General features: G+C 60.8%; 16 protein-coding genes. All 16 read left to right on the top strand.

The window, feature by feature from the left end; all coding sequences use genetic code 11:
• Nucleotides 1–629 precede the first annotated feature (629 nt).
• The 16 genes from DID98_RS30880 (at nt 630) to DID98_RS30810 (ending at nt 20,900) form a co-directional block, all read left to right on the top strand.
• The gene (locus tag DID98_RS30880; RefSeq protein WP_124489101.1) at nt 630–887 is read left to right on the top strand and encodes a hypothetical protein; all 258 of its coding nucleotides are present in this window, start codon (nt 630–632) and stop codon (nt 885–887) included.
• A gap of 660 nt (nt 888–1,547) precedes the next feature.
• Entirely contained in the window at nt 1,548–2,522 is a 975-nt protein-coding gene (locus DID98_RS30875) for a GlxA family transcriptional regulator (protein ID WP_044846979.1), read from the top strand.
• A gap of 89 nt (nt 2,523–2,611) precedes the next feature.
• Nucleotides 2,612–4,129 (top strand): mannose-1-phosphate guanylyltransferase/mannose-6-phosphate isomerase, encoded by a 1,518-nt coding sequence (locus DID98_RS30870; RefSeq protein WP_124489100.1) that lies wholly within the window; start codon nt 2,612–2,614, stop codon nt 4,127–4,129.
• Between the two features lie 45 nt (nt 4,130–4,174).
• Nucleotides 4,175–5,557 (top strand): undecaprenyl-phosphate glucose phosphotransferase, encoded by a 1,383-nt coding sequence (locus DID98_RS30865; protein ID WP_124571953.1) that lies wholly within the window; start codon nt 4,175–4,177, stop codon nt 5,555–5,557.
• A 165-nt stretch (nt 5,558–5,722) separates the two neighbouring features.
• Nucleotides 5,723–6,841, top strand: a complete 1,119-nt coding sequence (locus DID98_RS30860) for a polysaccharide biosynthesis/export family protein (protein ID WP_124571960.1) — start codon at nt 5,723–5,725, stop codon at nt 6,839–6,841.
• Nucleotides 6,842–6,962: 121 nt separating this feature from the next.
• The gene (gene gmd / locus DID98_RS30855) at nt 6,963–8,081 is read left to right on the top strand and encodes a GDP-mannose 4,6-dehydratase (protein WP_124571952.1); all 1,119 of its coding nucleotides are present in this window, start codon (nt 6,963–6,965) and stop codon (nt 8,079–8,081) included.
• A 4-nt stretch (nt 8,082–8,085) separates the two neighbouring features.
• Entirely contained in the window at nt 8,086–9,057 is a 972-nt protein-coding gene (locus DID98_RS30850; RefSeq protein ID WP_124571951.1) for a GDP-L-fucose synthase, read from the top strand.
• 146 nt (nt 9,058–9,203) lie between these two features.
• Entirely contained in the window at nt 9,204–9,677 is a 474-nt protein-coding gene (locus DID98_RS30845; RefSeq protein ID WP_124571950.1) for a low molecular weight protein-tyrosine-phosphatase, read from the top strand.
• A gap of 88 nt (nt 9,678–9,765) precedes the next feature.
• Entirely contained in the window at nt 9,766–12,000 is a 2,235-nt protein-coding gene (locus DID98_RS30840; RefSeq protein ID WP_124571949.1) for a polysaccharide biosynthesis tyrosine autokinase, read from the top strand.
• Nucleotides 12,001–12,055: 55 nt separating this feature from the next.
• Nucleotides 12,056–13,366: a lipopolysaccharide biosynthesis protein gene (locus DID98_RS35970; RefSeq protein WP_185640905.1), complete on the top strand. Its 1,311-nt coding sequence runs from the start codon at nt 12,056–12,058 to the stop codon at nt 13,364–13,366.
• The gene (locus tag DID98_RS30835; RefSeq protein WP_185640904.1) at nt 13,341–14,489 is read left to right on the top strand and encodes a glycosyltransferase; all 1,149 of its coding nucleotides are present in this window, start codon (nt 13,341–13,343) and stop codon (nt 14,487–14,489) included. Before DID98_RS35970 ends, DID98_RS30835 begins: the two co-directional genes overlap by 26 nt.
• A complete protein-coding gene (locus DID98_RS30830) occupies nt 14,486–15,715 on the top strand; it encodes a polysaccharide pyruvyl transferase family protein (RefSeq protein WP_185640903.1) in 1,230 nt (409 codons plus the stop codon). Before DID98_RS30835 ends, DID98_RS30830 begins: the two co-directional genes overlap by 4 nt.
• Nucleotides 15,712–16,923 carry a glycosyltransferase gene (locus tag DID98_RS30825; protein WP_185640902.1) on the top strand — a complete coding sequence of 404 codons (1,212 nt, stop codon included), beginning with the start codon at nt 15,712–15,714 and terminating at the stop codon, nt 16,921–16,923. The genes DID98_RS30830 and DID98_RS30825 overlap by 4 nt, the downstream gene beginning before the upstream one ends.
• 24 nt (nt 16,924–16,947) lie before the next feature.
• Entirely contained in the window at nt 16,948–18,309 is a 1,362-nt protein-coding gene (locus DID98_RS30820; protein ID WP_124571945.1) for an O-antigen polymerase, read from the top strand.
• Nucleotides 18,310–18,397: 88 nt separating this feature from the next.
• Nucleotides 18,398–20,431: a hypothetical protein gene (locus DID98_RS30815; protein ID WP_124571944.1), complete on the top strand. Its 2,034-nt coding sequence runs from the start codon at nt 18,398–18,400 to the stop codon at nt 20,429–20,431.
• Nucleotides 20,424–20,900, top strand: a complete 477-nt coding sequence (locus tag DID98_RS30810) for a hypothetical protein (RefSeq protein WP_124571943.1) — start codon at nt 20,424–20,426, stop codon at nt 20,898–20,900. The genes DID98_RS30815 and DID98_RS30810 overlap by 8 nt, the downstream gene beginning before the upstream one ends.
• Nucleotides 20,901–20,907 lie beyond the last annotated feature (7 nt).

Genomic DNA, 20,907 nt, shown 5'->3' with positions numbered 1-20,907 from the left:
TGACATGCCGGCTTCGTCGATGAGCGAACGTTGAATGTCCGTCTGCACGAATCTCATCATGGCCAGTCGAGGTTGCGCTCGTCGGCCAAAACACCGAAGCAATCCGCCAATTGCAGGAAGCGGATCGGGCGTGACGGCGCAATGCCCGTCGAGAAACGTGTGCGCGTGCATCAATACATTTTCATTCGGCCATGATCGTGGTCGAAGCCGCCATCTCGTTTTGAAACGGTCGATTCGACGTTACGCTTTTGTCTGGCCTTTCGAGGAGACGCGTTCACCCCGGAACTCTCCTCGGAATTTTGCCTGCGTGCCGTGTGGCACGCAGGCCTTTTTATTCATCACGGGTCGAGCTGCGCGTACGGTGAATGTCAGTCGCCGTCGTTCGAGTCGTGGATCCGCAAGACGATCCGTGTGGCCTGGCTTCGAACATTACGAAGCAGTGCGAACGTTGTTGCACGCGCGCGGTGCTTCGCGTCGCGCGCCGCCCGGAGGAAACGTACGGTAACCGGTTGGCGGAATCGTCGGATCAATTGTCATGTCCGGCATGCTGCATTGCAATGTACGCTATCGGCATCGAACCGCGCGCCATCTGATGCGCGGTATCTCGCCGAAAACGGAGCATCGCCGCCATGAACGTCGCGCTTCTTATCTTCTCGAGGATTTGCTTCGTCTGGATTCTCGTCTACCTCGTCTTCAGCACCGCGTCCGGCCTTTGGGCCGGCGCACGACATGGTCAGGGGCTGCTGCTGCTCGAATTTCAGTCGCGCCGGGCCCGCGGCTCGCGTGAGGTGGCGCGAGCTCGAATCTTGAAAAGGATGGCGCTGTCGGCGCTGCTCGCGCTACCCGTGGCGATTGCATCGCTCGTTGCGAGCGCGGTGATGTCGTAGACGCCCGGCTCGCGTGTGCGTCGTCATGCGGCTGGAGCGAGTACCGGCCGGCTCGAACAAAAAAATACAAGGAACTGAAGGGGCGGCGGATTGCTGCATCGCGTCGTCAGCGCGTTTCGCCAGGCGCCGGGCTGGCGGATCCGGGCTAATCGGCCTTGCGCGGCACCCGTGGCCGAATACGACGCATCGATGCAGGCTGATCGTCAACGACGCCGATCGCGTTGCGCCACCGTACTGTCGAGTTCGAGGGCCGAATCGACTGCTGCTCCACAGCGATGCTCGCCAGCACATGATCATGTCGCACCACATTGCTTGCCGTTGTGATTCATGCACGAAGGTGCCGCGCATCTTGCCGAACGCCTGACGGCCCGTGGGCGCACCACGACGCTTCGATCACCGAACGACTGCCGTCGGATATCACTCGCTCGTCATGCGAGCGCCGCTGTTTCTGCAAGCTCTTCGTCATCCGTTTCGCTGCCGCGAGGTAGTCGGAAACCGCCAACATTTGGCCGATCAGGGAATTCCCGCAGACTAATCCGACGACTGTTTGTTCGAATCGGCCAGTGTTTAAACGCCATTCGGCGCCCTCGGTATGATGCGTCGCAACGGAGTAAAAAACGACGACCGAAGTTGATTGGACTGATTGTCCGAGAGCACGCCATGACGCACACGAGTGTCGATCATTCGGGAGATGAAGCGGCAGCAGATGTTGGGGGAAAGCGGTCACGCAGGAATCGGGATATCGGCGTTGTCGTCTTCGACGGGTTCTCGTTGTTTGCGGCGGGCGCGGTATTCGAGGTGTTCGAAGTAGCCAATGAAATCTATGCGCCGCGCGCGACAGGACTTCCGCTGTACGACATTCGCTTCTATTCGTCGAAGGGTGGAAACATCGTCTGGTCGTCGGCCATCAGCGTGCGGACATTCGCATGCGATGCGGGCACGGCGCACGCATTCGATGCGCTGTTCGTCGCGGGTGGCGAAGGTGCGCGTCGCGCGTCGCGCGACGCCCGGGTGATCGACTGGTTGCGGATCGTGCTGCCGAAGGCGGGCATGGTCGAGACGATCGGCGAAGGCAGGATGTTGATCGATGCGGCGCTGAATGGCTCGCACGTGATCGATGCAGTGGATGCGGTGCGCGTGGGTCGCGGCGGCTACGAGCCGGCAAGAGCCGCATTGGCGCTCATCGAACGCGACCTGGGTGGCGATGCGGTGCGAGGCATTGTGGCGCGGCTCGCGCTGGGCGACGCATTCGAGCCGGCCGAGCAGGAGGGTGAAGTGCGCAATGGCACGCCAGCCGATCGGGTCCGCGCGACGGCGAGCTGGTTGCGCAAGAACTGTGGAAGAGCCATATCCGTCAGCGATGCAGTGCGGGTTGCTGCAATGAGCGAACGGAACTTCCTGCGCCATTTCAAGCAGGAAATCGGCATGACGCCGTCCGAATTTCTGCTGCGGGTTCGCCTGGAGCGCACGGTGCAGATGTTGATGGAAACCGACTTGCCGATCGGCACGATCGCACGGCAATGCGGGTGGGGGAACGGTGATCGCCTGGCCAAGATTTTTCGGCGACACCTCGACGTGACACCCTCGGAATACCGGTTCCAGGCACGCTCGAGCCAGACGGAACTGGAGTTGTAGAGAAGGCTGGATAAGCTTCGGCGAAGGGACGGAGCTCATTCCCGGATTTTCAGATCGAATTATTGCCTGAGAGAATAGGAGTGCAGATTATGTCGGCATCCATCGAAACAGAGCGCGGCGAAACAGGACCGGTCGGCTCCGGTCGCGGCGACGCAGTCGACGTGAAGGTCAGCGTCGCGCCCGTCGTTCTCGCGGGCGGATCGGGGTCGCGCTTGTGGCCCATGTCGCGCGAACAGTATCCGAAGCAGTTGATCGGCGTACTGGGTGCGGATTCTCTGCTGCAGGCAACCGTCCAGCGCATGACGGGTTTTTCGATCGAGGAAGGCGATGTGTCGGCGCCCATCGTCGTTTGCGGCGACGAGCATCGTTTCGTCACGGCGGAGCAGCTTCGGGCCAGCGGGCTCGATGCCCGCGTCATCGTCGAGCCGGCCCGGCGCGATACGGCGCCCGCACTGACGCTGGCGGTCGCTGCCGCCAGTGCGGACGGGAAGGACGCGATCGTCGTCGCGATGCCGGCCGATCACGCCATTGCCGATACCGCCGCGTTTCATCGTGCGATTGCACTCGCGGTGGAGCATGCGCGGCGCGGCGCGATCGCGACGCTTGGCGTGCCGCCGACCCGGCCCGATTCGGGGTTCGGCTACATCAAGATCGGCGAGGCCCTTGGCGCCGGTGCGCACCGCATCGAGCGATTCGTCGAGAAGCCGGCCGCCGAACTCGCGGCGCAGTACGTCGAATCGGGCTCGTACTGGTGGAACAGCGGCATCTTCGTCGTGCGCGCGAGCGTCTGGCTCGACACGTTGCGCACGCTCCAGCCCGATATGCACGCCGCATGCCTCGCGGCACATGTACACGGCAAGCACGATGGTCCTTTCTTCCGGCCGCATGAGGATGCCTTTCTCAAGTCGCCGTCGGATTCGATCGACTACGCGGTGATGGAACGCCTCGTGTCCGACGCGAGCCTGGTGGAGGGCGTGGTCGTGCCGCTCGATGCCGGCTGGTCGGATCTCGGCTCGTGGGATGCGGTTTGGGAGGCGCTCGACAAGGATGCGGACGGCAACGTCGGGCGCGGCAAGGTCGTGTTCGAAGGTGCGACGTCGAGCTTCGTGCATTCGGAAGGGCGGCTCGTCGCATGTGTCGGCATGACCAATGCGGTGGTGGTCGAAACCGCCGACGCGGTGCTGGTGGCGGACCGCTCGCGCGTCCAGGACGTGAAGGGCCTCGTGAACCGGATCCGCGCGCAACAGGCGCCGGAAGCCGACACGCACCGGAAGGTGCGCCGCCCGTGGGGCTACTACGACTCGATCGATCACGGCGCCCGATTCCAGGTGAAGCGCATCGTCGTGCATCCGGGCGGACGGTTGTCGCTCCAGCTGCACCACCACCGTGCCGAGCACTGGATCGTCGTGAGCGGAACTGCGCTCGTTACCCGCGGCGACGAGCAATTCATGCTCGGCGAAAACGAGTCCACCTTCATTCCGCTTGGTGTGACGCATCGGCTCGAGAACCCGGGAAAGTTGCCGCTCGAGCTCATCGAAGTGCAATCGGGATCGTATCTCGGCGAGGACGACATCGTGCGGTTCGACGATACGTACGGGCGTGCGTAATGCCCCGATTCGACTGTGATCGTTGGCGTCAGACGGGAGATTGAAATGTTCGGTCTACAAGGCTTGATGGCTCGACTCGTGGATATCGCGTTGATCGTCGCCGGCTCGTTGCTTGCGTCGCAATTTCGCTATCAGACGGTTTCCGAGGGGCACTTCGACAGCGCGCTCGTCACGTTCGCGATCGCGTTCACGCTGGTGCTGTTTCCGGTATTCGGCGTGTACGAATCGTGGCGGGGACGGTCGATGCTGAGGTTGAGCGGGAAGATCTCGCTCGCGTGGCTCGTCGTTCAGGCGTGCGGGATCGTGTTGATGTTCTCGCTCCATCGCTCGGACGTGATTTCCAGGCTGTGGTTCGTGTACTGGACCGCGATGACTGGGGGCGCACTGATCGCGTCGCGAATCGGCACGCATCTGTTTCTGCGCAGTGTTCGTCATGCGGGCATCAACCTGCGCAGTGTCGCGGTTGTAGGACACGCTCAGCACTGCCAACAGGTGGTTCGAAACATCGAGGAGTCGCCGGCGAGCGGATTCCGGCCGGCGGCTGTATTCGACCTGCGCCCGGTTGCTGCCGCGAATGCTTCGCATCGCTTGCCGGTATTCACGGAGCTCGACGCGTTCGCGCAGTTCGTCCGGGAGAACGGTGTCCAGGAAATCTGGCTCGCGCTGCCTTTGTCGGAGGAGGCGACCGTTCTGCGGTTCGTCAATACGTTCGGCGACGATCTCGTGAACATCCGCTTCATTCCCGACGTGCGCAGCGTCGCGCTGTTCGACGGCGCGATGATCGACCTCATCGGCGCGCCGGCGATCAATCTCGTGGCGTCGCCGCTTCCGCGTCATGCGATGTGGCAGAAGGAGGTGTTCGATCGCCTGTTCGCCGCAGTCGCGCTGGTGGCGCTGATGCCGCTGATGGTGCTGATCGCCATTGCGGTGAAGTTGTCGTCGCGCGGGCCGGTGTTCTTCAAGCAATACCGCAAGGGTGCGGACGGGCGCAAGTTCCAGATCCTGAAGTTCCGCACGATGCGCGTGCATGCCGAACAGGCTGGCGTGGTCACGCAGGCGACGAAGAGCGACTCGCGCATCACCCGTGTGGGACGCTTTCTCAGGCGAACCAGTCTCGACGAGCTGCCGCAGTTTCTTAACGTGCTGCGCGGCGAGATGTCGGTGGTCGGGCCGAGGCCGCATGCGATCGAGCACGATCGGCTTTATCAGAAAGTCGTCGACGGGTACATCCATCGTTATCGGATCAAGCCGGGGATCACCGGATGGGCCCAGGTGAACGGGTATCGCGGGGAAACCGATCGTCTCGAGAAGATGCAGAAGCGGGTTGAGTATGACCTCTATTACCTGCGGAACTGGTCGTTCGCGCTGGATATGCGGATCGTGTTGGCGACGGTGGCGAAGGGGTTGGTGAATGCGAATGCCTATTGATCTGATATCCCGGGGTTCACGCGTTCAGATGGTTTCGAAATTTTCAACGTGCGTTGTGCAACGACGTGCGTCCAGGGCAAACGGATGAAACTTGCGGAAAGTGTTTTGATGATGACGACAACGACGCGCAGCGAGCGTGAAAGGAATCGGTATCCGATCGGCCGCATGCCGGTGACGCTCCTGGTCGCATCATGCGCCGCACTGTCGGCTTGCACGTTCGCACCCGGCATGCGGATGCAAGCGCCGGCGTCGATTGCCGTTAGTGCAGCCGACAATCAGCATCCGGCCGCGCGCGCGGACGTACCCATCACCGAAATTACGGTCGATCTGATCAGGCAGGTCAGGGAGCAGCGTCAGGAGGCTGGCACCCCCGAATATGCCGCGCTTTTTTCGAAGCCTGCCCCCTACCTGATCGGCCCGGGTGATGTCTTGCAAATCACGGTGTGGGATCACCCGGAGCTGGTCGAATCGCAAGGGCCCCAGATTTCCACGCCGAGTTCGCGGCCGTTCGATCCCGCCCCGGGACACCTGGTGGATCAGAACGGCGACCTTCAGTTTCCGTATATCGGCAAGCTGCATGTTGCCTCGCTTCAACCTGAAGAGGTTCAGAAAAAGCTGACGGCCGGGCTGGCGAACGTGTTTCGCAATCCGCAGGTGACGGTACGCGTCGCATCGTTCCGGTCGAAGCAGATCTATGTGGACGGCGAAGTGCATATGCCCGGGGCGGTTCCGGTCAATGATGTACCAATGACGTTGTATGAGGCGGTCACGCGGGCCGGCGGATTCAGTTCCACGGCCGACCAGAGTCGAATGGTGCTCGTGCGTGGTGCGAAGTCTTATCCGATCAATCTCACGGCAATGCTCGCCCGCGGGGAGAATCCGGCGCATGTCGTGCTTCGCAACGGTGATCTGCTGCGCGTGCTGCCGCGCGATCAGAACGGCGTGTACGTGATGGGCGAGGTCAACAAGCCGATGACGGCCCTGCCGATGCGGGACGGTTCGCTTTCGCTCAGCGACGCGATCTCGCAGGCGGGCAGCATCAACGTCAACACGGCCGACGCCGCCCAAATGTATGTGATTCGTGGCGCGTTGAATGCCGAGCCGCATGTCTTTCATCTCGACGCACGTTCGCCTGTTGCGATGGTTTTGGCCAACCAGTTTCAGCTTCAGCCGAATGACGTCGTCTATGTCGATGGCAATGGCCTGGTTCGCCTGAACCGGGTGCTCAGTCTGCTGTTACCGGCTGTGAATGCCGGACTGACAGCGGCGGTGGTGACGAAGTAATCGACGCAGAGCCGAACGGATGCGGCGGGCGTTCGCGGCATTTCATCGAGCGAGCGGTTCTGAAATTCAGCAGGACATTTGCAACCCCCCGGGCGACGAACAGGGGATGTGGAGTGAAAACATGACACGCAAGGTAGCGCTAATCACCGGTGTGACGGGACAGGACGGATCGTATCTGGCGGAGCTTCTGCTGGAAAAAGGTTACGAGGTGCACGGCATCAAACGCCGCGCATCGCTGTTCAATACCGATCGTATCGACCACCTTTACCAGGATCCGCATGTATCGGATCGTCGATTCGTGCTGCACCACGGCGATTTGACGGACTCGACGAGCATCGTGCGCATCGTCCAGCGCGTTCAGCCCGACGAGATCTATAACCTTGCCGCACAAAGCCACGTCGCCGTGTCGTTCGAGGAACCGGAGTACACGGCGAACGCTGACGGTATCGGCGCGCTGCGCGTGCTCGAGGCGATTCGCATCCTGTCTCTCGAGGAAAAGACGCGCTTTTACCAGGCGTCGACATCGGAGCTCTACGGGCTCGTCCAGGAGACTCCGCAGCGCGAGACGACACCGTTCTACCCACGCAGCCCGTACGCCGTCGCCAAGCTTTACGCGTACTGGATCACCGTGAATTATCGCGAAGCCTATGGCCTCTATGCATGCAACGGCATTCTTTTCAATCACGAATCCCCAGTGCGCGGTGAAACCTTCGTGACGAGAAAGATTACCCGCGCACTGTCGCGAATCGCGGCGGGCCTGCAGGATTGCCTGTATCTCGGCAACCTGTCCGCCCTGCGCGACTGGGGGCATGCGCGCGACTACGTCGAGATGCAATGGCTGATGCTCCAGCAGGAGCAGGCGGAAGACTTCGTCATTGCGACGGGAATCCAGCACAGTGTTCGAAAGTTCGTCGAATGCGCGGCGCGCGAATTGGGGATTGTTCTGCGTTTCGAAGGATCGGGTGTCGACGAGATTGCCATTGTGGATGCGGTCGAGAATGCCGATCTCAAGGTCAAGCAAGGCGACGTGATCGTGCGTGTCGATCCGCGCTACTTCCGTCCGACGGAAGTCGAAACGTTGCTCGGCGATGCCACGAATGCGCGAAAGAAACTTGGTTGGACGCCCAAGATTTCGTTCGAAGACCTGGTAAAGGAAATGGTCCGTGCCGACTATCAGGCGGCAAAACGCGATGCATTGATCAAACTGGCCGGTTTCACGGCATTCGCATACAACGAGTAACGAAATGGGCGAACACATCAAAGTATTCGTCGCGGGCCACAATGGCATGGTCGGACGTGCGATCGTCCGCCGGCTGTCGGCAATGAAATCCTGCACGGTCGTCACTCGCACGCGAGCGGAGCTCGATCTCGCCGATGGCGACGCGGTCGAGGCGTTCTTCCAGAGCGAGGCGATCGACCACGTGTACCTGGCGGCGGCCAAGGTCGGCGGAATCCAGGCCAACGCGGTGTACCCGGCCGATTTCATCTATGACAATCTCATGATCGAGGCGAACGTCATTCACCATGCGTATCGCGCGGCCGTTCACAGGCTGATGTTCTTCGGCTCATCATGCATTTATCCGAAATTCTCCGAGCAGCCGATCCCGGAACACGCCCTGCTCTCCGGGTATCTCGAGCCGACCAACGAACCGTATGCGATTGCCAAGATAGCAGGACTGAAGCTGTGCGAGAGCTACAACAGGCAGTATGGCACCGACTTTCGCAGCGTCATGCCGACCAACCTGTACGGTCCTGGCGACAACTACCATGCGGAGAACAGCCACGTGGTGCCGGCGCTGATACGCAGGATGCATGAAGCCAAGACAAGCGGCAGCGCATCGGTGACGGTCTGGGGCAGCGGGAACCCTAAGCGCGAGCTGCTCTACGTGGACGATCTCGCGACTGCAGCCGTGGCCATCATGCAGATCCCGGCGGATCAGTGGAAGCAGGCGAGACGGCCACCGACCGCGCATATCAACGTTGGCACCGGCGTGGACCTGTCGATCGCCGAGCTGGCTCGGACGATTGCCAAGGTCGTCGGATTCGACGGCGAGATCGTCTTCGACACGTCGAAGCCTGATGGCACTCCCCGGAAGCTTCTCGATGTGGGCGAACTCCATGCGCTCGGAATCTGCGCGACGACCGGCCTCGAACAGGGGCTGGCCATCGCGTACGCGGATTATCAGGCGAGATACGCGGAATTCGCGACGTCGTAGAGCGCAGCGTGCGGCCAGCGTGCCGGGATGGCCAAGGTCGCGTGACATCATGCGCCTCCGGCTGCCTCGGAGCATTTCCATCGTGATGTATCTGACGTGTCGCAGTGGGCGTCCGGCGTAACTCAGGACGATACCGGGAAATATCGATGATTCGGTCCATTTTGGTTGTCTGTATCGGAAATATATGTCGCAGCCCGATGGCCGAGGCCATGCTGGCGAGCGAGCTACCGGATTGCATCGTGCAATCCGCGGGTGTGGGTGCGCTGGTCGGTGAGCAGGCGGACCCAGTCGCCAGGGAGTTGATGCGGTCGAGAGGCTTCGACATCGAAGGTCATCGTGCAAGGCAACTGCTGCGCTCGCATTGCATGCACGCCGATCTGGTGCTCGTTATGGACATGGAGCAGAAGCGCTATGTCGAAAGATTGAATCCCCTGTCGAGAGGGCGGGTGTTTCGCCTGGGGGAGTTCGGCGGTGCCGATATTCAAGATCCGTTCAGGCGCGGTCGGGAAGCGTTCGAGACGGCACTCGGCTCGATCGAACAAGGCGTGAGCGAGTGGTCGGAAAGGATTACGACTTCCGGCCGGCGCGTCACGGAACCGGATGCACTGCAGACGCGCTGAGCGGCTGGCATCCCGGCAACGCCGGTGAAGGGAATGAAAGACCCCGATCCGGACACGTTTCAGCAACTCAACCAATTGAACCAAGCCCATGCAAGAAGCAGATGAATTCCTGTCCAAGCAACGCAGTTCCTCAGCCGAGGAAAGCACGAGTCTCGGCGAGCACCTGGCCGCGCTGCTGGAATATAGGAACGTAATTCTCGCGTTCGCGCTCGGTGCAGCGTTGCTGGGCGCCGTGTATGCGTTGATCACGAAACCTACCTACGAGTCGAACATCCTGGTGCAGGTCGAAGAGAACGGCAATTCGATCGGGTCGGCTCTGGGCGATCTGGCAAGCATGTTCGAACTGAAGACGGCTGCTACGACGGAGATCGAGATTCTGAGGTCGCGCATGATCCTCGGTCCTACCGTGGATGCAGTACATCTGGATATCGACGCGAAACCGACCTATTTCCCGCTGTTCGGCCGTTTCCTCGCGTCACGGGTGCCGGCGCCTGTCGATGGAGCGCCACGCCTGAACCTGCCTTCCTTCGCATGGGGGAACGAGGCAATCGAAGTCACGCAGATGGAGGTGCCGTCGCAGTACAACGGTCGCATCTGGACGGTGACTGCGCTGCCGAACGGCCAGTACAGCCTGCGTTCGCCCGACGACGAGGCGGTGGTTGATCATTGCGACGTCGGCAAGGTGTGCCGTGCGTCGATCCCGGGCGGCGTGGTCACGGTGACAGTCGAGCGCCTCGTCGGTCGGCCGGGGACGCGATTCCAGCTCGTTCACTCGAAGCGTCTCGATGTCATCACGCGACTTCAGAAGTCTCTCAACATCTCGGAGCAAGGGAAAGATTCCGGCATCATCAGCACGGTCTGGCGCAGCGACGATCCGCACAGGACCCAGGCGGTGCTGAACGAGATTGCGCGGCTGTATGTCAAGCAGAACGTCGACAGAAAGTCGGCGGAAGCTGACAACATGATTCGGTTTCTCGACCGCCAGTTGCCGGGGTTGAAGGACAATCTGACGAAGGCTGAAACGAAGTACAACAATTACAGGACGAAAAATACCATCGTCGATCTGCCCGTCGAGGCGCAGAGCTTGCTGAATCAGATCGTGCAGGCGGAGGTTCAGAAGAGTCAGCTCGTGCTTCAACGTGACCAGCTGCTTCAACGTTTCACTCCGCAGCATCCGAACGTCGACGCCGTCAATCGACAGCTCGATACCGTCAATGCTCAGATCGCCGGATTCAACCAGCGACTGAAAGCGATTCCGGCCAATGAGCAGGATACCGTCGGCCTCGCTCGTGACGCGATGGTGGCTCAGGAAATCTATACCACGCTGCTCAACAACGTCGAACAATTGAGGGTGCTGAAGGCGGGCAAGACCGGCAACGTCCGTTTGCTCGACAGCGCGGAGCTGATTACAGTGCCGGTATGGCCGCGTCCCGGCCTGATCATCCTCGTGGCCACGACGCTCGGCATATTCCTCGGTTTGGTCACCGCCTTCGCGTTCAAGGCGTTGCGCAGCGGCATCGAGGATCCGGCCGAAGTGGAAGACAAGTTCGGGATTCCTGTCTATGCGACGATTCCGCATAGTGAGCAACAGTCGACGTTCGGACGAATCGAGAGATCGGGCGGCACCGATACGCCGTTGCTGGCCAAGGCCGCACCGACCGACCTCGCTGTCGAAGCCATCCGCAGCTTGCGCACCGCACTGCAGTTCGCTCAGTTCGACGCCAAAAACAACATCCTTATGCTGACCGGGCCCGCTCCTGGCGTGGGAAAGTCGTTCATTGCCATCAACCTCGCGGCACTGATGGCGAGTACGGGAAAGAGAGTATTGCTGATCGATGGCGATCTTCGTCGCGGCTACCTGCACCGCTACGTCGGGGCAACGCGAGGGCGCGGATTGACGGAATTGATCAGATCAGGTGGGGATGCCGGCGAATTCATTCAGCGCGACACGCTCGTGAAGGGCCTTGACTTCATGCCTACCGGCGAACTGCCTCCGAATGCGGCCGAGCTGCTGCTGCATCCCAACTTCGAAAAAGTGTTGAATCATCTGTCGTCCCGATACGACAACGTCATTGTCGATACCCCGCCGGTGCTGGCTGTGACGGACCCCGCCATCGTCGGCCGCTACGCGGGTGTGACGCTGCTGGTGTTGCGCTTCGGCGCGAATCCGCCGCGAGAAGTGGAAATGGCAATCAAGCAGTTGCGCCAGGGGGGCGGGACACTGAAAGGTGTGATCTTCAACGACCTGCCGCTGAACACCGGGGGGTACGCATACGGGAAATACAAGTACGCGTACCAGTACGAATACGCACCGCGACAATGATTTCAAGACCGGGCACGGACGACACGCCTTGCCCGGCTATCGATTCGAACCCACCATGTCGGCACAACGCATCATCAAGGCATTTCTCGCTCACGGTCTCGGACAGGCCGTGAGTGTTTTCGCCCAGATCGTATCGGTACCCCTGTTTTTGTCGGTGTGGGGCGCAGCGAAATACGGGGAATGGATTCTCATTTCGACGATTCCTACCTACCTCGCGTTGAGTGACCTGGGCTTGTCGACCGTTGCGGCAAACGAGATGGACCAGCGGGCGGCAGTCGGAGATCACGAACGACTTCAGGTGATTTACCGGACGCTCGCTGCCACGGTCGCCATGTTCGTGCTTATCGTGCTGATCGTGTCGGGTGCGGCGTGGTGGATGCTGGGCGCTGGCGGCCATGTGTTCCGGTACATGTCGGGGGACGAGGTCAGGTTCGTCGCGCTGATTCTGATTGGAGACGTATGCCTGAGCGTGATGTATGGCCCCCAGACAGCCGCGTTGCGAAGTGCCAATTGCTACGCGCTGTCCGTCGGTATTCTGAATGTGACGCGCTTTGTCGCGCTGGCGTTCGGGTTGATCGCGCTGGTGATATTCAAGACACCGATCGCGGTTGCCACCGGCATGCTCGTCGCGCGCATTGCCGGCTTCGCCGCGCAGCAGATCGTGAAGAAGCGCTATTGCCCTTGGGCCACGCTGCTTCCATTGACGATCGACTGGGCGTGGCTCAGAAAATCGCTGGTTCCGTCCCTGGCGTTCCTCGGATTCCCGCTCAGCAACGGACTGAATTTCCAGGGAATCCTTTGGGTGATCGGGACGGCACTCGGTCCGGCGCAGGTGGCGGCGTTTTCCACGATGCGAACGCTTACGCGAGTAGCCGTGCAAATGATGAACCTGTTGTCAAACTCGGTCTGGTCGGAAGTGTCGAAGCTTGCCGCCGTCGGCAGAAAGGGCGACGTCATACGTATCAAGCGCAGACTGACGATTGTCACGATGGCTGTCGCGGGCACGGTCGGTATCGCAATGAGCGTGTACGGAGAGCGGTTTTATGCAGCGTGGACGGGCAAGCACGTCGTTTTCGATTCGACGCTGTTCGACATCCTGTTGCTGTCGATGGTCGCGAATTCGCTGTGGCAATCGGCTTCCATCTTCGTGATTGCGATCAATCGCCATATCCGCTTTGCGTTCGCGTATCTGCTCGCCGCCAGCATTGCGATCGTCGCCGGACTGTTCGCCGTGCGCCATGGGGGACTCGTATCCGTCGCGATCTGTCTGCTGGGGCTCGACGTATTCCTGGTTCTCTTCGGCGAATACGAGGTATTTCAAGAGTATCGCGAGAAGGAATATGAAGGTTCTGTTCTTGATCGGTAGCATCGGCGATTACCATACCGCGCGCTTGAACGATGCGGAGCGCCGTCTCGTGCAGGCAAACGTCGATTTTCGCGTGCTGGTGATGAATCGCAAATCGACGGATTACCTGCATCGAGACGCACAGCGCCCCGAATGCGATGCGCCGGAAAGCGGTTGGCGGTACGTGGCGAAGGAAAGCGCGCGGTACACACGGCCGATATTCCTCGCGCGCCTGTTCAGGGAAATCGTTCGTGAGAAGCCGGACATGATCGTGACCATCGGATACAACTTCCCATATTCGATCGTCGGGCTGATCTACCGGTGGTTGGCGCGCCGCACGAAGATCGTGTTTTGCGCCGACAGCAAGTTCGACGACGGTGTGCGCCGGCCGGGCCGCGAGCTGCTCAAGGCCCGGCTTGCGTGTCTGTATGACGGCGCGATCGTGGCAGGGCGCCGGCAACGTCAGTACTTCCAGTTCCTCGGCGTCCCGGCGGAGCGCGTCCGCGTCGGTTACGACGTGGTCGACAACAGCCGGTTCACGAATGCCGCCGCGGCGGCCCGCCTGCGGCCCGACGAGCTTCGCACGCAGATGGGATTGCCGGAAAAGTACATCGTCTGCGTGTCGCGGCTGGTAGCCCGCAAACGTGTCGACAAAGTCATCGACGCGTACGCGCGTTCGCGGGCAAGGACGATCGGTGTCTCGCTGCTAATCATAGGCGCCGGTGAACTCGAGGCGTCGCTGCGCGCGCGCTGCGAGCGCCTCGGAATCGCGCGCGACGTCGTGTTCAAAGGGCTGGTTCCCAATCAGGACATGCCGGTTTTCCTGTCGCTTGCCAATTTCATGATGCTCTTGAGTGACTATGACCAGTGGGGACTGTGCTTGAACGAGGCGCTCGCGTGCGGGACGCCCGTATTGTGCAGCGACGGCTGCGGGGCTGCGCACGAACTGGTCCGACACGGCGAGAACGGGTTCGTCACGGATGGAACGGATGCAGACATCGACCGCGGCGTCGCGACACTGCTTGACGACGAGAAGCTGTCCGCGCTCAGGCGAAACTTTCCGTGGAATCTCGATGACTGGAATTTGCAGCGGTTTTCCGAAAATGTGTTGAACTTCGCGAACGGGTTCTCGAAATGCAAGTGAATCATGTCGTTGTGGCCAATGTCTTTGGCGCGGTGAACAAAGGCGATGCGGCGCTCATCGAGGTGTGTATCGACGAAATCCTCGAAGCCTATCCGAACGCATCTCTCAGCGGTATCGCATACCAGCCGTCGACGCAACGCGCCCATCTGCCGCGGGTAACGTGGCATGAGCGGCTCGGGAACTGCGTATCGAAGCACGTGTGGCGCCGCCGTCTGTGCAATGTCGTTCGCCAGGGCATCACGATCTGCTATGTATCGTTGCGGCGACCGTGGCTGCTCGGCCGGCTGATTCCGGTCGAGCAACGACGTGCCATCGATGCGCTCGGTAAAGCGGATGTCGTCGTCAGTTGTCCGGGGGGGTATCTTGAGGATTCCAATCCGTCGTACTACGCCAACCTGATCCAGATCTGGGCGGCTTCGAAATTCGGCGCCACCGTGGTTCTGGCGCCGCAGAGCGTCGGTCCGATCCGCTCCAGGCGCGGCCGGTGGTTTGCCGCAAAGGTGCTCGCGAAAGCGTCCCTCATCTGCGTGCGGGAAAGCGAGTCGTACCATTTTGTCGTCGAGACGCTCGCGTTGCCGGCAGCGCGGGTGGCGAGAACGGGCGATCTTGCTTTTTGGCATGCAGCGACGCCGGCCGCGACCGCATCGATGAAAGCGGAACTCGGAATCGCGCCGGACGAGCCTTATATCGCTGTCTCGGTGATCGAATGGGCGTTTCCGCTTGCCGCTGACCAGGCGCAGGCCAAGGAACGGTATGTGCGCAACTTGTGCGAGCTGCTGAATGTCCTGCACGACACGCTGGGCGTCCGGATCGTCATCGTCAACCAGGTCGCGGCCGATCTGCCGGTGGGCCGCCAGATCGCTGAACGGTGTCCCGGATTTGTCATCCTGGATCAGAAGGATCGACCCGTGGCCGACGTCAGGAGCATCATCGCCGGCGCCTCGGTATTTCTGGGTAGCCGCTTTCATTCATGCATCTTCGGCCTGTTGGCAGGGCGGCCGCTCGTGGCGCTCTCCTACCTGCCCAAAACGAGCGGCATCATGACGGACCTGGGCCTGAGCGCCCGCGTTCACGACATCGACGGGTTCAATGTGGACGAGGTCGCGAGGACGATGATCGCCGACTATCGGGCGCCGTCCCGGGGGCAGGAGGAGATCGACCGTGCGGTCGAGCGCTATCGCCGCCTGTATCCGCGGTTTGCGGATCTCCTGCGGGAGGCCGCGTGACTCGGACGGTCGAACTCCATCATGACCAGGCGCCGGGCCATCAGGTCGGATTCGTAACGGCGTCCGCGTCCAGAACCGGTGGCGGCCTGTTCGACGCGGTACGTGGCCTTGCACTCGCGCTCCCGTCGAAGGGGTTCGTACCGCGCGTATTCGCACTGAACGATACGAACACCAACAGCGATCTTCCGCAATGGAGAGGGACGCAGGTGACGACCTGCGACGCGGTCGGTCCCGCGATGCTCGGCTACTCCCCGGCCTTGCGTACTTCGCTGCTGGCATCCGATGCCGACATCGTCCACACGCACGGAATCTGGATGCACCCGTCGGCGGATGTCGTCGCGTGGAATCGGCGTCGACGCAAGCCGTACGTCATCTCGCCGCACGGCATGCTCGATCAATGGATCCTGAATCGTTCCAAACTGAAGAAGTGGGTTGCGCTCGCCGCCTATGAACGTAGCCATCTGAATCGCGCTGCCTGCTTTCATGCACTCAATCGCGAAGAGGCGGATGCGATCCGGGCCGTGGGTCTGAAGCAGCCGATCGCCGTCGTGCATAACGGTGTGGCGATTCCGGAACTGGAAAACCCCGGGTTGCCGTCCTGGTGGACCGGTGAACTGGCATCCAGGAAACTGCTGCTCTACTTCGGACGGTTGCATCCCAAGAAGGGCCTGGAGAACCTGCTGATGGCCTGGAAGGATCGCGTCGTGGCGAATTCGATTAATGGCCGTTGGAATCTGATCGTCGGTGGCTGGGGGGATCCTTCCTATATCGGTAAATTGCGCGGCATGGTCAGCGAGGGTGTGAACGGCGACGGTGTCCATTTCATCGGCCCGCAATTCGGCCAGGACAAGGAAAAAACCTACGCAGCTTGCGATTGCGTGATCCTGCCGTCATTCAGCGAAGGGTTGCCGATGGTGCCGCTCGAAGCATGGTCATTCCGAAAACCGGTCGCGCTGACGCGCGAATGCAATCTGTCGATCGGATTTTCCCGACACGCCGCATTCGAGATTCTCAACTCGGTCGAGGGATTGCGAGCCTTCCTTGACGAACTGTATGCCACCGACGATGCGAGGCTCGTTGCAATGGGCAATGGAGGGAGAGCGCTGGTCGAAAGTCATTTCACATGGAATGTCGTTGCCACACAGATGGCCGACGTTTATGGCTGGCTGATGGGGCTTCGCGAGAAGCCGTCTTGCGTGATCGAGTGAGTATGCGACCGGCGAAGAGATGACATGGAAATCATAGGCTATATCGCGGTAATCAATCTACTGTGCTGGGGCATGTGCTTCGCCTTCGTCATGGCGATGCGCATGCCCATTTATCATCCGATTTTCCTTTACCTGATCTATCACTTCCTGGGATATGTCATACGCCCGATCAACATTTATCTGATCGGCAAATCCCTGCTGTGGAACACCATCGGGTTGACACCATCGGACGGAACGCTCTGGCTGACGTGCCTCAATATCAATTGTGCGCTGCTCGCCGCGGTCATCCTGCCGGCGCTTGTGGAACCGCGCAATCTTCGACAGCTGATGATTCCGCCGACCCGCCTCGTCATCACCGACAAGGTACGATTTTTCGTGGCTTTGATCGTGCTCGTTGCGCTCGGCTTGTATTCGACGCACGTCGCGTACGGGACGGCCGGCGTCGATTCGGTCCAATCGTTCGAAGTGCAGGTCGATTCGAATGGCGGGCAACGCCTGGTGGGCGTGTCCGGCTATCTGATGGCGTTTGCGGAATTCATTCCGGCAGCGCTGCTGATCCTGATCCTTGCTTATGGCGTGACGCCGCCGATGGTTGCAGGGATCGGCGCATTCGTGCTGTTGCGCATACTGGTTGGCGCACAGCGCCTGTCGTTCGTCATCGTCGTGCTGAGCGCATTGACCATCGGGTTGATGCGGCGTGGTCGCCGCAGCTTCGCGATGAAGACGATCATTATCGGCGTTTGCCTGATCCTCGTATTCGACGTAGTCGGGTCGGATCGCCTCGCTGCGCGCAAGATTCTGACGGGTGACACGAGCATTTCGGAGATCGTGGATCGATATCAGAAGTCGAGAGCGGTTGGTGCCGGAACGAGCGACTTCCAGGAGTTCGACGTGTCGTCGGCAATTTACGAGCTGGTACCGGAAAGAACGGGGTTCAACTGGGGAACGCAGTACCTGCGGCTGCTCGTATGGCCGATTCCTCGCGCGATCTGGCCTGACAAGCCGACGACGACGCAAAGAATCAACCTTCTGAAATATGGGAATTTCTTTGCGCTGACCTGGTCGTTGCATGCCGACCTGTATTCGATATTCGGATTCCCGTCGCTGGTCGGCGGAATGTTCCTGGTTGGTCTGTTCCTGTACCGGTTTCATCACCGTGTCACGTATACGGCGAGTCCGAAACTGTTTGCGTCATACTGGATTTTCAATGGCTATATCTCGACGCTGTTTCGCGATGGCGGCGTGCCGATGGCGTATTTCTTCGGGTTCTCGTTCGTTGCCGTCTATATTCTGGTGACCGCGGGCAAGATCAGAATGGCGCGGATTCGAGCGCCGGCAGCCACTGCGGACACGGTACGTCCGGGCGCGGTCGGTTCGGTGGCATGAAGCGAATCGACCGGTATGAACCGCGAAAAGCGTCCCGTCTGTGAACATTTCCAGGCATGGCCACGAATCAGATACCGGAGTCGACATCGTGAAGCAATCGAGGCGTGCGTTCCTGAAGCTGATTGCATCCGCCGCGGGCGCGGAAGCGATTCCAGCCGACGCCGGTGCGTTCGAACGGCGCCCGGGGCCATCGGTCCGTGAAGTAATCGATGCCGCGGCATACGGAGTATCGGCAGATGCATCCGCGGAACAGAATTCCAGGGGCTTACTGCGGATTCGCGAGAAGATGCGGGGCGCAGACACCGCATTCGATCTCATCTTGCCGGACGGGAGGCTGAATATCCTGACCGGCAGGTGGCTGCAAGGTGTCGCGGACGTGCACGTACGAGGTGGAAGAGGCACGCAATTGTGCAATGTCGGGACGTCGCAATCGACGACCGAACGCGTACCGCTCATTATCAACCAGGACTACTTTCTCGATCACGCCGGCTCGATACCCGGCTTCGGCGAGTTCGTCAACGGCGACCGTATCGGATCGGTGGCCGCCGGCACATCGCACGTTCGGCTGTCGAGCGCCGATGCCGCGTCGAAATATCGGGCGGGCATGCCGGTCTTGGTCTACGGCTTCAACCAGGACTCGCAGGGCTACCCGCCGTCGATTCGATATTTCGAGCGGAACACGGTCGCGAAAGTCGGTGCCGACTCCGTCGAGCTTGCCGTGCCGCTCCGGAACGCCTACGACGCCCGTTGGGCCGATATCGTGCAGAACGGCGACGAGACGTATCGTGCGGCCGATGCGACGGGCGCCGCGCGCATCCTGAGCCTGGATAGGGCTGGTTTTCGCGTCGCCACGCGCATCGTGCTCGACGATCTGGAATTCCTGTCCTCGCGCGATCGCCGCGACGCCGATGTCAGTTCCCTCGACGGCAGCCTGTACGCATTTTCTTCAGACCTGATCGTATGCAATCGCGTCCGGGTCAATGGTTATTTCTATCCGTCCGCCAGTGGAACCATCATCGTCAACGACTCGTACATCCGCTTCGTTGAGAACGACAAACTCGTTGACAGGATCGAATACAACCGCTGCCGGATCGGCTTCTTTTCGAACGGTCCGGCGGTTAACCAGATCGTCGTGAACGATTCGACGATAGAAGAACCCATTCCGATCGTCAGCTGCCGCAACGTCGAGTTCAATGACGTCACGTTCGTTGGAGCGAGACGGGCAGCGAGCGCGTTCGTGACGCTCAGTTTCTCTACACCGATGGAGTCGGTCGCGTTCAATCGACCCAGGCTGGTTCCCGCCCAAGGCGCCCTCATGCCGCTGACAACGGGAGGCGGCGTCGTCAGGGTCAAGGTGACCGGAATGAGATCGGGCGTCTTGTATACCGATTTCTCCGGAATCAACGACCCTGTGCCACGTGGATTGACGATCGGCTCCGTGCTTCGAAACGAAAGCGGTCAACCGCAATTCGATGTGACGGGAATATGGCTCGAGAGCGGCCGCACGGCAGTCGGTGTCAAGGCGCGAGACTACGCGGCGACGGCGCGGGTCAATCAGGTACTGATGGCCAACATCTGCAAGCGTTTGACGATCGTCGATCCGGCTATCGTCGGGGCGCAATCCGACATGGAAGCCCGATTTTCGAGCCCACGAAGTATCTCGGAAGCGTCGTTCGATGTTGCCGTTCAATTGAATGCCGACGACGCGCGCATTCGCGACGCCCACCACGACGATGACGCCATCGACGTCGGATTCGACTTCGGCAGCGGCGCTCGTCAACGTCCGTTCGATCTTACGATCCATCGGCGAGCACGCGAGTTGGCCGTAGAGATCGGCGACGCGCATGCGACCGCTGGAAGCGAAGCCAGCGCAACGCTCACGCTGACGGGACTGGATTACACCGGCCGCCCGGTGTGGCGAGGTGTCGTCGACATGTCGGCGCCGGGTATACGGACAATCGGTGAGCACCACGTGTTGGGGATGTCGCGCGACCAGCTAACTGCTTTGCCGAACGTCCGAATCGTGCGATTGAGAGTCGTATGCAATGCCGGTCGTTCGGCGTTGGCGACGCACGTGAAGATCAAAATTATGCTGACCGGTGAGGTGAATCGAGATGAATGAGGCAAGCGGGATGTTCAACGGACGAAAGGCGATACTGCTTCTGTGTGCCGTGTCGATCGCGGCGGCGGTAATGGCGCCGACAACGTCGCTCGCAACCTGTGCATTGCCCGGGTGTCACGGGCAGCCGGGATCCAGCGGCGCCGAGACACAGGCACGCGCGATCTATGGCGACCCGGCTGGAGACACGTTGAAAGGAAACTCGGGAAGTTATCGGCAATCCGCATCGGATGCGAGCGAATTGCGGACATTCGCGACGGCGGCCGCCGGCGCGAAGAATCCGTACGCAGCTGACCTGGAGCGGATGGGGTACGCGCGCAGCAGCATGTACTCGGGAATGGGCACCGGTTCGGTATCGAGCCTGCGCTCCGCGCGGCATGCCGGGATGGGGAAGTCGGTCGCCGGCATGCTTCCGGGAGTGCAGGGCTTATCGGTCGGGATTCCCGGCGCCGCATCGAGGATCAGCCGATAGGATCCGC

It is taken from the genome of Burkholderia sp. Bp8984, from assembly GCF_003853755.1.
Taxonomy (GTDB): Bacteria; Pseudomonadota; Gammaproteobacteria; order Burkholderiales; family Burkholderiaceae; genus Burkholderia.
Note: the sequence above shows the minus strand (reverse complement) of the source record. Positions and strands in the feature narration are given on the sequence as shown.